Raw genomic sequence first — 14,862 nt, 5'->3', positions numbered from 1 at the left:
TGTAACCACATGCAAACCGTTGCTAAAAACACCATCCTATCACCGCTGGAAAAGCTGAAACCATTTATCAGTGAACAAACTATTCTTGTCCGTTCACCCGGTAGGATCAACCTTATAGGCGAGCATACCGACTATAACGAAGGCTATGTGCTGCCGGCAGCTATTGACAAAGCTGCTTACCTGGCTTTAACACCCAGAGCAGACAACCAGATCAATCTGTTTTCCATTGACCTCGAAGACCAGTATTCCGGCGATATTCACGATTTTGAAAGAACAGAAAAATCTTGGCCCAATTACATTTTAGGCGTGGCAGACCAGTTCAGGCAAAGAGGCAAACTGACCAGCGGCTTTGATGCGGCACTCACCGCCGATGTGCCTATTGGCGCGGGACTTTCTTCGTCTGCAGCAGTGGAAAATGCCGTGGTAATGGCCTTAGATGCAATGCTGGATACCGGCTACGAAAAGCTAACAATGGTAAAAATGTCGCAAAAGGCCGAGCATACTTTTCCGCGCCTGATGTGCGGTATTATGGACATGTTTGCCAGTATGTTTGGTAAAAAGAATAATGTCATCAGGCTCGATTGCCGTTCGCTGGAATATGCGTATGAGCCGCTGGATATGAGCGACTTTAAAATTGTATTATTTGATTCCAATGTAGAGCATTCGTTGGGCTCATCGGAGTACAATGTGCGCCGTGCGCAATGCGAAGAAGGAGTGGCGTTGGTAAAACAATATTATCCGCATGTGCTCTCGCTGCGCGATGTAACGATGGACATGCTGAATAAATATGTGCTGCCAGTTAATGAACTGGTGTACAGACGCTGTAGCTACGTACTGGAAGAAAATGCGCGGTTACTGGCTGCCTGTGAGTACTTAGAAGAGGGCGATATGCAGGCTTTTGGTAAAAAGATGTATGAGTCGCACGAAGGCTTAAGCAAAAAGTACGAAGTAAGCTGCAAAGAGCTGGATTTTTTGGTAGAGCAGGTAAAAAACAATCCGGATGTGCTGGGCGCGAGAATGATGGGGGGCGGTTTTGGCGGCTGCACCATCAATTTGGTGAAAGAGGGAGCGGTAGAAAGCCTGATAGCCGAAATAACTAAAGCATATAAAGCCGCAACAGGACTGGATACAAAAGCATACATCACTAAAATTGAAGATGGGACAACTATCTTATAAATATAAAAAACTAATAATTGTATCGTCAAATTTTTAAACACCTATCATTTAAAACTAAAACTCCAATCATGAACAATTGCTTCCAAAGTATGTTCGGGAACACTAAACTCAGGATTCCCGACAAATGGCAGCGCTACCTGCCGCAAAAGTTTCTTTTTATTTTTATTGTGTTTTTAGTACCCTTTCTAGGTAGGGCGCAGGATCAGGAAAGAGTTATTACTGGTTCGGTAACCGACTCGGCTTCGAGGCCGCTCTCAGGCGTAACTGTTGCTACCAGCAACTCCAAACACGCCACCATTACCGACGACAATGGCTTTTTTACCATTAAGGCAGCGCCCGGCGACAAAAGCCTCACTTTTAGTTATGTGGGTATGCGTACCATTACGCAGCCGATTGATGCATCCACTACTAACTATTCAATTACTATGCAGTCGGATATTTCGGGACTAAATGAAGTAGTGGTAGTGGGTTATGGTACAAAGAAAAAAGAAGCTATCACTGGCGCGGTAGCTACCGTTACCAGTAAGGATATTGGCAGGGTACATGGTGGTTCTACGGCGAGTACCACTTTAGCCGGTAAACTACCAGGTGTGACGTTTCGGCAGGGGGAAGGTCGTCCCGGTGCTTCTGCTTCTATACAAATCCGTAATATGGGTACACCGCTGTATGTAATAGATGGTGTGCAGCAGGACGCAGGGCAGTTTAATAATCTGGCACCTAATGATATAGAGAGCATTACGGTACTGAAAGACGCTTCGGCTGCTATCTATGGCGTGCGTGCTGCCAATGGAGTAGTGCTGGTAACTACAAAAAAAGGCGTTACAGGGCGTAATAGCGTAAATGTAGATGCATACACTGGTTATCAGTACTTTTTCCGCTTTCCTAAAGTAGTTAATAATACGGCGGATTATTTATACTATAAAGCTGATGCAGACAGAAACTGGGGCGTTAGTGATACCATTACACAAGCTGTAATAGATAAAGCGAGAGCAGGAACAGACCCGATGTACAGAACTTTTGACTGGAGAGATTACGTACTGAATAACAATGGAGCCCCGCTTAATTCTATTAATGTAAATATAAGCGGCGGTTCTGATAAAGTGAATTACTATGTATCCGGTACCAATCTGTATCAAAACTCTGTATTAGGAAGTGAGTATAACTTTAATCGTACAAATATCCAGTCAAATGTAACTGCAAAGCTGGCTAATGGATTAAAAGTAGGTTTTGATATTAACGGACGTGTAGAAACAAGAAGAAATCCGGGTGTGCCTGGCGGCGATGACTACTTCTTAGCTCGTTTGGCTGTATTAAGAAACACACCGATGGAAAGACCTTATGCAAATGATAACCCGGCTTATCTGAACGATTTGGGTGAGCATTTGGAATCGAACTATGCCTTTCTTAACGATAAGTTATCAGGTAAGTTACGTTCTGACTGGCGTGTATTGCAAACCAATTTTCATATAGACTGGGATATCCCTTGGGTAAAAGGCTTATCTGTTCGTGGGTTAGGCTCGTATTACTTTGCTGATTATTTAGAAAATAATCAGGAATATACTTATGATGCTTACACCTATATACCAGCAAGCGGTTCGGAACCGGAACAATACAAGCGCACAGGTGGAGCTACCAATCCTTGGCGCGACCGTGAACAAATCAAAAATATCAATACCGATCTGCAGTTTCAGGTGAGCTATAATAATACCTTTAACAGACATACCATCGGGGCAACACTTGTTGCAGAAAGATTATCGAATCATTATTTAAGAAACTGGTTGCATGCTTCTCCGCAATCCAACGCTTTACCTTTAGTGTATTTTCCAATAATGGATAGGTACGAAGATGCTGACAATACGCAAACGCGAATTGGTTATGTTGGACGTATCAGCTACTCATACGCAAATCGTTACTTCATAGATGCTTCGGCAAGACGTGATGCTTCGTATCTGTTTGCACCTGGCTTTCGGGTAGGTTATTTTCCAGGCGGTTCAGTTGGATGGAGAATAACAGAAGAGCCTTTTATGAAGAGCTTATTGGGTAATAAAACCAATATCCTGAGTGATCTTAAATTGAGAGGTTCTTATGGATTACTTGGTGATGATAATCCTAATAATGTACCTATTGTATCTCCGTTTGCTTTCCTTAGCGGTTATAATTATGGTCAGGATAATGGTGGCAATCTTCTGCAGCCAGCCGTATTTGACGGAACGGTTGTTACTTCTGTAAGAGACAGGGGCATACCTATAACAAGTGTATCCTGGTTAAAGAGTAAAATTACAGATATAGGCGTGGATTTTAGTTTCTTAAATGGAAAGATTACCGGTACGTTCGATTGGTTTTATCGTAAACGCACAGGTTTGGTTGGTGTAAGAAATGATGTTATTCTTCCTTTAGAAACAGGTTATCATCTGAATAGCGAAAACCTTAATTCTGATGCACAATATGGCGAAGAAGGCTCACTAGCATACAATGGAAAAGTAGGTCAGGTGAATTTTACAGTTGGTGGCAACTTATCATACACTCGTTCCAAAGCTTTACAGTCTTATAAGCCTACTTTCCTTAATTCCTGGGATCAGTACCGCAATTCAAATGAAGAACGGTTTACAGATAAAGACTGGGGTTACATAATAAATGGGCAGTTCACCTCGCAGGAGCAGATCAACAATTATGATGTAGATATTGACGGACAAGGTAACAAAACCTTATTACCGGGAGATTTGATTTATAAAGATTTGAACGGAGATAAAAAAATTACTGAATTAGATCAACGCCCAATCAGCTTTGCTTATGGAGCACAACCTATGCTCAACTTTGGTTTTAACATTTCTGCTAATTTCAAATCATTTGATTTCCATGCAGACTTCTCCGGTGCAGCAGGTTATTCATGGTACCAGAACTGGGAAACCCGATGGGCATTCCAGAATAACGGTAACCTGAATGCTATTTTTGAAGACCGCTGGCATCGCGAAGATATCTTCGACCCAAATAGCGCGTGGGTACCAGGTAAATATCCTGCTAACCGATATAATCCTGGTTTTGGCCATAGTAATTATGAAAACTTTCCGCGTAATGGTTCTGCTGCAAGGAATAATACGTTCTGGTTGCATGATGTAAAGTACCTGAGAGCAAGAACAATTGAGTTGGGATATTCTGTGCCTCAATCATTACTGCAAAGAGTAAAAATTCAACGTGCACGGGTTTATGTGAATGTGTATAACCTGTTCTCAATAGACAATCTAAGGCAGTACTCCATAGATCCGGAATTGGTGGATGATAATGGTTTACAGTTCCCGCAAAACAAGGTCTTTAATGCAGGCGTAAATATTTCTCTCTAAATTTTTACTGAAAAAATTAGTTTAATGAAAAAGATATTTTCTATAACAACAGTATTACTCCTGTGTATAGGAGTGTGGAGTTGTAAAAAAGATGACAGTGAATTCTTAAATGTTCAGCCAACTGCCTTTTTAACAACTGATCAGGTATTTAGCGATCCGTCGTTGGCGTTATCTGTACTAGCCGATCTATATAACCGGCAGGCTGATTTTTCAAGCTTGGATAACGGCTGGGCGAGCTTTGCAGATTTTAGCGAAAGCTTTCCATCCGAAAATGGTAGTACCTATATTGTTCAGCGTACCGGCTGGCCTTTTGATACCTGGGGTTTAAACTGGTATGACAGTTATACTTACATCCGTGAGATTAATCTGTTTCTTGCCAGAGATAGTGCATCAACTGCATTCGGTGAAAATTTGAAAAAAAGATTTTATGCAGAAGGACGTTTTTTAAGAGCCGCTTTTTATTTTGAAATGGTAAAGCGTTATGGTGGAGTACCTCTGGTTACTTCAACACTCGATTATGATTACAAAGGAGATGTTAGTTCTCTGCAGTTACCCCGTGCAAAAGAGTCTGACATATATGACTTTGTAATTAGTGAATGTGAAGCCATCAAAAATGATTTTGTGGATGAGACATCCGGTATATTGTTGCCAACCAGTGTTAAATCACGTGCTACCAAAGGTGCGGCATTGGCCATGGAGGCAAGGGCTGCCCTGTATGCAGGCTCTATTGCTAAGTACGGCGCACTACGGACACCGGCTGTTTCATTGCCCGGAGGAGAAGTAGGTATAGATGCAAGTAAAGCAACAGGATATTATACAATAGCATTAAGGGCTGCCGAGGAAATTATATCAGGACAGGCAGGTGCTTATTCATTATACAATATCGGTGGTAATTTATCAGACAATTTTGCTGCTTTATTTTTAGATAAAACCAGTCCTGAAACCATCTACATGGAGGACTTTAAAGTAGGTGGCAGAACACATGCTTTTACGACCAACGACCAGCCTTACTCTCTATCTGAAGAAGGCGGTGATGCCGGCAGACTTGACCCTTCTCTCAACCTGGCTGAACAATATGAGAAGTTAGACAACACGTATGCCCCCTTTGCTACCACTGATGCTTCAGGCAAGCGGATTGTTTACGACAATCAGTTGGATATCTTTGATGGAAGAGATGCCCGTTTAGCCGGAACCATTCTTTTGCCCGGTGGAACTTTTAAAGGCGGCACAGTTGACATTAGTGCAGGCACTTACTTACCGGATGGTACTACTAATAGTACAGGCGTAGGAAAAGATGGCCCGGTAAATGGTTTGGAGTTTAGAACGCAAACCGGTTTTTATATTCGTAAATATCTTGACCCAACAGTTGGCGCAGGTAAAAGAGGTACCGGCAGCGCCGTTGCTTTCATTCGTTACCGTTATGCTGAGGTATTGCTCAATGCAGCAGAAGCTGCTTTTGAATTGGGACAGCCTGATAAAGCGGCTATGTATATGAATCAGGTACGTGCACGTGCAGGCTTGACCATTCCTTTAACACCCGCTCAAATCACATTTGACCGCATTGTTCATGAACGCAGAGTCGAGCTGGCTTTTGAAGGTCATTACTTCTATGATATGAAGCGCTGGAGACTGGCACATATTGTATGGAATGGTACGCCTACTACATTAAGTGATTTGAAGAGCAATATAGGTTCTGCCACCCAGCATAGCACACAGCCCTGGGGATTGTGGCCATACAGATACAATGGTACGAGTCAATGGGTTTATATAGAGACGAAGCCTTCGTTGGTTACCGGTTCTAACCGTTTCCAGTTCGGAAATTACTATACTGCTATCGGCAGCGATGTAATTGGAGCAAACCCAAAAATTGTAAGACAACCAAACCAGTAAGTCAGCTTTAAATTTTATATTATGGAAGTTTTATTTAAATATCTATTTATTGTGGCATTAATTACTACTATCTTTTCCTGTAAAAAAGATAATTACGATCCGCCTTCTGCCACTTTAAGCGGCCATTTGCTATATCAGGGAGATACAATACATGTAGAGCGAAATGCAGTGCACTTTCAGATTTACCAGTATGGATTTGGCCGGGTTGGGCAAATCTCCCCAGATGAAACCTTTGCTCAGGATGGCTCTTATTCTGCATTGTTGTTTCCGGGTGATTATAAAATTACCATACCAAGCGGCGATGGTCCTTTTATCTGGAAACAAACAGCATCGGGCACACCGGATTCTTTATCAGTTACAGTATCTGGCAATCAGACTGCAGACTTTGAAGTAACCCCTTATTACATGATAAGGAATGCACAGATTGCTGCTGCAGGAAGTAATAATATAACTGCTACCTGCAGTCTGGAAAAAATCATCAACGATGCCAATGCAAAGGATGTGGAGTACGTTGCTTTGTACGTAAACAATACACAGTTCGTTTCCGGAATTAATAATGTTGTTTCTGCAAGCATTGCGGGTGCTGATATTTCGGACGACAACAATGTACAGCTAAGTGTAACAGTGCCGTCGTTAGTGCCTGCTCAAAACTATGTATTTGCACGTATTGGTCTTAAAATGGTCAACGTGGAAGATCTTATTTTCTCTCCATTAGTAAAGATCACCTTTTAAGAAAAAATCAAAACATTGGCCGTCCCGTGTTGAGCGGGGCGGCTTTTGTTCTGTTTAGAAGGGGTATAAATATTAGGAAGCCTATGAAAAAAGCATTATTACTCGTTTTACTCTTAAAAATCGGTAATAATACCTGTCCCGCACAACCGGCTGCCGATACTATTACGTGGCAGCAAACAGTGGTCATCAGCAACGAGCCAATACCCGCCGGCGCCGACAGCACCTGGGGGTTTTATGGGCATTATGGCAGCGAGTATGCGCGGCTGCTGCATTTGAGCGATGGTACCTGGCTTGCCGGCTATACGGTTTCCACCAACAAAGGGTATAGGGAAGACAGTACAGGCGGTCTCCATCTGCAAATATCAAAAAGCAGTGATGGTGGCAAACACTGGACTGTGTTTTCTTCCATTGAAGATGCAGGAAGAGACCTGGATAATGCGCAGCTCATTCAACTAAAGGATGGTTCCATTTTATTAGCTTGTCGCTCCGTTCGCTGGCAGGAGTCGTATCGGTTGCCAGTTTACAAAAGCACAGATGGTGGAAAAAGCTGGCAATACCTCAGCACCATCGACAGTAATGAAGGGAAGCCAGGTGAACTGGGACATCCTGATAAAGGGGCGTATGAGCCGCATTTGTATTTACTCGATGATGGCCGTTTATCGGTAATGTATGCCAATGAAAAACACGTGAGCGAAACGCCGTCTTACAGCCAGATTATTGCTCAGAAAACATCGGATAATGGGGGCAAAACCTGGGGTAAAGAGAATTGGGTAGCGTATGAAGAAGGACATAATACATCGCGACCCGGAATGCCGGTATGGACAAAAATGCAAAACGGAAACTACATAATAGTGTACGAAATATGCGGACCCGAAAAGTGTAATATTTATTACAAAAAAAGCACAGACGGCATTAGCTGGCCAGCAGGCTTAGGAACACGCATTCAAGACCAGTTGGGCGGGCCTTTTATACTATCGCTGCCTAATGGCAATCTGCTGGTAACGTCCAACAGCAGTAACATCTCACTAAGTAAAGATTTTGGTTTGCACTGGCAAACGATCAATGCTGCTTTCAATCATTCGCTTTGGCCAGCCATGTATGTGTTTGGAAAAGGCGAAATAGGGGTAGTAAGCGCTCAAAAAAGGCCGGAAGGCGGCAACAGCGTATTGTTGAAATTCGGAACCTTTAAATGATAAAATTTCAATGTATTCCGGAACTGAAAACACAGGAAGCAAAGAGCGGGTTAAACCGTGCTTCGCATTACCAATATTAATAAACACTATTTATTCACTCTGATAATAAGATTGCTCTATGAAAAAGTTATTACTCGTGACCTGTTTGCATCTTTTTGCCTGTACGCTTGTTGTGGCGCAGGCAACTGCCTGGCATATTGCCGGCGACAAAATCACTTCTCCCTGGGCAGATAGTGTAAACCCAGCTAATGTATTACCAGAATATCCACGCCCGCAATTGGCACGTGGCAACTGGACAAACCTGAATGGTTTGTGGGAGTATGCCATTTTGCCCAAAGATCAGCAGGCAACTATTCCGGCTGCTACGCAGGGCAATATTTTAGTGCCTTTTGCAGTAGAATCTGCTTTATCCGGCGTAGGCAAAACAGTGGGTAAAGACAGTGTGCTGTGGTACAAAAAAACTGTTACCATCCCTGCCAAAACCAACGGCAACCGTGTACTACTGCATTTTGGCGCGGTGGATTGGCGTTGCGATGTGTATGTAAATGGAACCAAAGCCGGCACCCACGAGGGCGGTTTCGATCCGTTTACTATAGATATAACGGATGCTTTGAAAAAAGGCAATAAACAGGATATTGCCATTAGCGTGTGGGACCCTACCGATGCTGGCCCGCAGCCAATTGGAAAACAAATGATAAAACCACACGGTATCTGGTACACGCCGGTTACGGGCATCTGGCAAACGGTATGGGTAGAAAAGGTGCCGCAAACCTATATCGCTGCTACCAAACAAACACCGGATGTGGACAACAGCACGCTGGCTGTAAGCACAACCATCCAAAACCTGCAGCCCGACGATGAACTGCGCTTTACTGCGCTAAACAACAATACCACCGTAGCCGAGCAAACTACAAAAGATACTGCTGTTACCCTCAACATCAGCAACCCCGAACTGTGGTCGCCATCCAGCCCGCACCTCTACGATTTAAGAGTAAGTATATTACGCAAAGGCAAAGTAGTAGATGAAGTAAAGAGCTATTTCGCCATGCGCAAAGTATCTCTTGCACCGGATAAAAATGGCATTCAGCGTATGATGCTGAACAACCAGTTTCTTTTTGAATTTGGTCCGTTAGACCAGGGCTGGTGGCCCGATGGTTTATACACTGCTCCTACCGATGCCGCCCTGAAGTTTGATATTGTACAAACCAAAGCAATGGGCTTTAATATGATCCGCAAGCATATAAAAGTAGAGCCGGCGCGCTGGTACCGTTACTGCGATTCAATAGGTATGCTGGTGTGGCAGGATATGCCGAGCGGCGACTTAGGCAACCATTGGGAAAACCGCCCCGGTGTGATAGGCAGGGCAACAGACAGAGATCGTACATCCGAATCGGAAGGCTATTACCGGAAGGAGTGGAATGAAATTATGAATAAGCTGCATAATTTTCCCAGCATCGTTGTATGGATACCTTTCAACGAAGCCTGGGGACAATTTAAAACAGTTGAAATAACGAACTGGACAAAACAAAAGGATCCGTCCCGACTGGTAAACAGTGCCAGTGGCGGCAACTTTTATGCTGTTGGCGATATCCTGGATCTGCACAGCTATCCCGATCCTGCCATGCCGCGTCCGGAATTATTTGGTGGCAAAGAGGCAGTGGTATGCGGAGAGTTTGGAGGCTTGGGGTTACCGGTGGAAGGACATACCTGGCAGCAAAGAAACTGGGGTTACCAAACCTTTGGAACCAACGACAGCTTGTTTATGCGTTATCAAACGCTTACCAATAAACTGGCAGAATTGATTCCATTAGGATTATCTGCAGCCGTATATACGCAAACCACCGACGTGGAAGGCGAGATAAACGGCTTTATGACCTACGACCGTAAAGTGATGAAGATGCCATTAGACAAATTAAATGCAGACAATACGAGGTTGTATAGTATTAAGCCCGAATAGTTAGTGAACAATAGCGACACTTACGGCACAGAGCAGCACAAGATTATTACTGTGTTGCTCTGTGTAATTATGTTGTTTACGCTGCGCTTCAATACTCCAATTGACTCCCTTTTTTGTGTCTTTGTAACAAAAATCATTAAAATAATTATTATGAGAAGATTATTGCTGGCTGCTGTTATTGCATTGTGGGTGAGCAGTGCTTTTACACAACAGCAGGCAGTAATGTCCACGCCATGGACGGAAGCTGCAGTGAAAGTGCAGGTACCATTTCCAGAGTATCCGCGACCGCAAATGGAACGGGCGGATTGGCTGAATTTGAATGGTAAATGGGATTACATAGGCGGCAAAGATGCGCCTGATGCAACTACAGCCCGGCAGCCACCATCGTTCAACGGTGCAACGGAAAAAATAACCGTGCCTTATCCGCCGGAGGCTTATTTGTCCCGCATCGAAAGAAAGCAGGAAATTAATATGTGGTACCGTAAAGTGGTTACCATTCCTGCTTCATGGAAAGGAAAGCATGTACTGCTGCATATTGGTGCAGCAGATTATGAAACAGTAATATTTGTCAATGGCAAAAAAGCGGGTACGCACATTGGCGGCTACGATGCTTTTAGTTTTGATATCACGCCATTGTTACAGCCGGGTAATAACACCCTTATTATTGGCGTGCAGGATAAAAATGATGGCAGATCTGTTTCGGGTAAAAACGGTCCGCGTGGCGATTATACATTTACCTCCGGTATATGGCAAACAGTATGGCTGGAGCCGGTAGCTGAACATTATATTGCTGATATCCGGTTAACACCGGATGTAGCTAATGAAAAGCTGCACGTACAGGTCGTTTCCAATGCAGCAGGCTTAAGTGTGGCTGCTGTTGTATCGGGAGATAAAATAGCTACCATTGATGCTTCGGGCACTATCAATCAGTCGTTCGATATTGCTATTCCTAACCCTGTTTTATGGTCGCCCGATTATCCTTTTTTATACGATTTAAAACTACAGCTGAAAGATAAAAAGGGGGCTGTGGTGGATGAAATAAGCAGCTATTTTGGTATGCGTTCTATTGCATTGGGTGAAGTAAAGGGCGTAAAAAGGGCATTGCTGAACGGCAAGTTCTTGTTGCAGCTTGGCTTACTCGATCAAGGCTATTGGCCCGATGGTATTTACACCGCGCCTACCGATGATGCCCTGAAGTTTGATATTGAAGAAGCTAAAAAAGCCGGCTTTAACCTCATTCGCAAGCACATGAAAACCGAGCCGCAGCGCTGGTATTACTGGTGCGATAAACTAGGCGTAATGGTGTGGCAGGATATGCCTTCTATCTGGTACCAGTTTGAAGATACAGCGCTGGTGCGCAGCCGCTTCAGGCAGGAGTGGAAGGAAATCATAAACGAACATTACAATGCGCCTTCCATCGTTACCTGGGTGCCATTTAATGAGAACTGGGGTGCTTTTGATGTAAAGGAAATAACCGACTGGACGAAGGCTTACGATCCATCCAGATTGGTAAATGGCAATTCTGGATTCAACAACAATCCAAGCTATCAAAAAGCGTATGGCGATCCCGGTAATGGCGATTATGTAGATACGCACATTTATGTTGGTCCGTACGGTGCTTCGGTGCCCGATGGTAAACGGGCAGCATCGCTGGGTGAGTTTGGCGGGGTAGGTTTGTTTGTGCGTGGTCATTTATATCCGGTGTTTAACAACGCATATGCTTACGAACCAACTTTAAACGATTTGACAAACCGGTATGTCTTACTGCTCAACCAGGTAGAGCAGTTGGTGAAATACAAAGGTTTAAGCATTGCCATTTACACACAAACCACCGATGTAGAGCACGAGATAAACGGTATATTAACCTATGACCGGCAGGTAGAAAAAATGGATTTTAATAGAGTGAGGGAAATTAATTCGGCAGTGATAAATAGCAGTAGGGCATTGAATGAATAAAGAGACTGGTGAAAAGATGTATTATTTTCTCTTTATAAGCTTGTTGCTGTTGGCTAAGTAGGATTGGATAATTATTTACTTTTAAATGGGAATGGCACAGGTGTTTGGGGATGATTTCTCGCAGTAAGTTCTTGTTTACTTTTTCCTCCTGAAAGAAAAAAGTAACCAAAAAGTATGAATGCATTGATGTTTTTATCAATGGTATTCATGAGAACGCTTCGCTTAGTTACTTCGTGAATAATGTTTTTCTTTGGTCCCAGTGATACCGCTATGCGGATTCAAGGACGGCATGATCGCTCCGCGCATTTATCTTCGATGAGACTTCGTGTTGTCCGTGCCAACGCCACTTACTCTAAGATGGATTATGGCTTTTATGTGGATGGTTTGGTTGTCGAAAAGTTCTCAGGACACCTATGAAAGATCACGATTTGATAGCGTGCTATCGGCGGGTGTCACCACCCGCCGAAATTTAAATACCTTTTTTTCTTGTGAACCCTGGTGTTCTTTGTGCCTTCTTCGTGGTTTAAAATTTTTATCTAAATAAAAAGAATGAAGCAGCTAAGCATTTTTCTATTGATTTTTATTATCGGGCAAAAGACTGTTCATGCACAAACATTGCAGCTTACATCGCCGGATAAAAATATTACTGTTGAGGTGGAGGTAAAAGACAAGGTGTATTACTCGGTAAAAGCGGGCAATGAGCCATTGCTCAACAACAGCTTTATGCAATTATACGTGGGTAATGAAGTATTAGGTAGCAGTCCAAAGCTGCTGAAGAAAACAACATCCACTATCAATGAACAGCTAAAGCCGGCGGCGCCTTTTAAAAATGCGGTTGTGAGTAATAACTGCAATGTGCTGGCATTATCCTTTAAAGGTGATTACAGCATTGAATTTCGGGCGTATAACGATGGGGTGGCGTACCGCTTTATTACGCGTAAAAAGGATAGCGTTGCCATTACGGCTGAGGATGCCCACTTCGGTTTTGTACATAACGATTCTGCGTGGTATTCGCCCGAGAGAACCTTTTTTACGGCTTATGAAACGCCCTATGCCAAAGCACCTGTCAACAACTGGAAAGAAAATAAAATGAGTACGTTGCCGGTGCTTATCAGTGCAGGAAATAATTACAAGCTGCTTATTTCCGAAGCCGATTTGTACGATTATCCCTGTATGTTTGTAAAGCCGGATGGAGACAATGCATTAGGCTCCGCTTTCCCCAAAGTACCGCTGGCATTTGCGCCAAAAGATGATCGTACTTTAAAGATTACCAGCGAAGCAGATTATATAGCAAAAACAAGTGGCAGCCGCAGCTTTCCGTGGCGCTTTATAGTAGTGGCAAAAGAAGATAAAGACCTTGTTGCCAATGAAATGGTGTACAAGTTATCGCGCCAAACCACCTTAAGCGATACTGCCTGGATAAAACCCGGACACGTAAGCTGGGAATGGTGGCATGGCGCCCGTATTTATGGCGTAGATTTTAAAGCCGGACTGAATTTAGAAACCTATAAATATTACATTGATTTTGCTTCCAAATTCAATATTCCCTATATCATTATGGATGAAGGCTGGTCAAAATCAACTGTAGATGTGTTGCATCCAAATCCTAATATTGACCTGCAACAACTGATTGCTTATGGCAAGCAGAAAAATGTAAAGATCATCCTATGGTTTACATGGCTGTCTGTTGAAAATAATTATCAAACCATCTTTAAACAGTTAGCCGATTGGGGCATTGCCGGCGCCAAAATTGACTTTATGAACCGCAGTGATCAATGGATGGTTAACTGGTACGAAACGATTGCTAAAGAAGCATTTAAACATCATATACTGGTAGATTACCATGGTGCTTTTAAACCGGCAGGCTTAAGCGTTGCTTACCCTAATATACTGGCGCACGAAGGCGTAACCGGTATGGAGCAAAATATTGGTGGCGGATTAGCAACACCGGATAATAATATGCTCCTGCCATTCATCCGTAATGCTGTAGGACCCATGGATTATACGCCCGGCGCCATGTTCAATGTGCAGCCTGAGGATTATAAACCTACCTGGACAAACACCATGAGCATTGGTACGCGCTGTAACCAATTAGCTATGTATATCGTATATGAAAGCGGTTTACAAATGCTGGCTGATAATCCATTCAATTACTACCGCGAAGAAGATTGCACCAGGTTTATTGCCGGCTCGCCGGTAACATGGGATGAAACAAAAGTGCTGGACGCAAAAGCAGGTGAGTACGCGGTGATTGCAAGGCGTAAAGGCAACCAGTGGTATATTGGTGCCATGACCAATCATGAGCCGCGCGAGCTACACATCCCTGTTAATTTTTTAGGACAAAATGAAATGGCTTCCTTCACCATTTTTCAGGATGGCGTGAATGCTGATGTGCAGGCGAAAGACTATAAAAAACTGACAAAAACAATAAAAAACGGAGATGTATTAACCATCACCATGGTGCGCAACGGTGGCTTTGTGGCAACTACTGCAGGATTATAATTTTTGCATATTATGGGATCAGTAAGGCTTCAAAGAAGAGAAACTGCCTTGTCAGGCAAACAGGTTATACGAAATATGCTGCTGTTCTTTATAAACACACATTGTACGTAAAATGGTA

Annotated in this window: 8 protein-coding genes; all 8 read left to right on the top strand. The window is 43.3% G+C overall.

Annotation, left to right across the window (positions count from 1 at the left end):
- Positions 1-9 precede the first annotated feature (9 nt).
- The 8 genes from galK to FC093_RS05600 all read left to right on the top strand — a co-directional run bounded on the left by galK (position 10) and on the right by FC093_RS05600 (position 14,744).
- Positions 10-1,176, top strand: a complete 1,167-nt coding sequence (gene galK, locus FC093_RS05635) for a galactokinase (protein WP_137260774.1) — start codon at positions 10-12, stop codon at positions 1,174-1,176.
- A gap of 68 nt (positions 1,177-1,244) precedes the next feature.
- Positions 1,245-4,514, top strand: coding sequence for a SusC/RagA family TonB-linked outer membrane protein (locus tag FC093_RS05630; RefSeq protein WP_240743207.1), 3,270 nt, complete (start codon positions 1,245-1,247; stop codon positions 4,512-4,514).
- Between the two features lie 24 nt (positions 4,515-4,538).
- On the top strand, positions 4,539-6,404 hold the full coding sequence (locus tag FC093_RS05625) for a RagB/SusD family nutrient uptake outer membrane protein (RefSeq protein WP_137260773.1): 1,866 nt from the start codon (positions 4,539-4,541) through the stop codon (positions 6,402-6,404).
- A gap of 21 nt (positions 6,405-6,425) precedes the next feature.
- Positions 6,426-7,136, top strand: a complete 711-nt coding sequence (locus FC093_RS05620) for a DUF3823 domain-containing protein (RefSeq protein WP_137260772.1) — start codon at positions 6,426-6,428, stop codon at positions 7,134-7,136.
- Positions 7,137-7,219: 83 nt separating this feature from the next.
- Positions 7,220-8,329 carry a sialidase family protein gene (locus FC093_RS05615; RefSeq protein ID WP_137260771.1) on the top strand — a complete coding sequence of 370 codons (1,110 nt, stop codon included), beginning with the start codon at positions 7,220-7,222 and terminating at the stop codon, positions 8,327-8,329.
- Positions 8,330-8,447: 118 nt separating this feature from the next.
- A complete protein-coding gene (locus FC093_RS05610; protein WP_137260770.1) occupies positions 8,448-10,286 on the top strand; it encodes a glycoside hydrolase family 2 protein in 1,839 nt (612 codons plus the stop codon).
- A 150-nt stretch (positions 10,287-10,436) separates the two neighbouring features.
- Positions 10,437-12,242: a glycoside hydrolase family 2 protein gene (locus FC093_RS05605; RefSeq protein ID WP_170971006.1), complete on the top strand. Its 1,806-nt coding sequence runs from the start codon at positions 10,437-10,439 to the stop codon at positions 12,240-12,242.
- Positions 12,243-12,791: 549 nt separating this feature from the next.
- A complete protein-coding gene (locus FC093_RS05600) occupies positions 12,792-14,744 on the top strand; it encodes a glycoside hydrolase family 97 protein (RefSeq protein ID WP_137260769.1) in 1,953 nt (650 codons plus the stop codon).
- The last annotated feature ends 118 nt before the right edge of the window (positions 14,745-14,862 follow it).

The sequence above is a fragment of the Ilyomonas limi genome, assembly GCF_005233845.1.
In the GTDB taxonomy this organism is placed as follows: domain Bacteria; phylum Bacteroidota; class Bacteroidia; order Chitinophagales; family Chitinophagaceae; genus Ilyomonas; species Ilyomonas limi.
This window is presented reverse-complemented; position numbering and strand designations above follow the sequence as displayed.

Excerpts from the sequence above, each read along its gene's own strand:
- FC093_RS05605 (WP_170971006.1), top strand. The coding sequence starts at position 10,437 with ATGAGAAGATTATTGCTGGCTGCTGTTATTGCATTGTGGGTGAGCAGT.
- FC093_RS05620 (WP_137260772.1), top strand. The coding sequence starts at position 6,426 with ATGGAAGTTTTATTTAAATATCTATTTATTGTGGCATTAATTACTACT.
- galK (WP_137260774.1), top strand. The coding sequence starts at position 10 with ATGCAAACCGTTGCTAAAAACACCATCCTATCACCGCTGGAAAAGCTG.
- FC093_RS05615 (WP_137260771.1), top strand. The coding sequence starts at position 7,220 with ATGAAAAAAGCATTATTACTCGTTTTACTCTTAAAAATCGGTAATAAT.
- FC093_RS05630 (WP_240743207.1), top strand. The coding sequence starts at position 1,245 with ATGAACAATTGCTTCCAAAGTATGTTCGGGAACACTAAACTCAGGATT.
- FC093_RS05625 (WP_137260773.1), top strand. The coding sequence starts at position 4,539 with ATGAAAAAGATATTTTCTATAACAACAGTATTACTCCTGTGTATAGGA.
- FC093_RS05600 (WP_137260769.1), top strand. The coding sequence starts at position 12,792 with ATGAAGCAGCTAAGCATTTTTCTATTGATTTTTATTATCGGGCAAAAG.
- FC093_RS05610 (WP_137260770.1), top strand. The coding sequence starts at position 8,448 with ATGAAAAAGTTATTACTCGTGACCTGTTTGCATCTTTTTGCCTGTACG.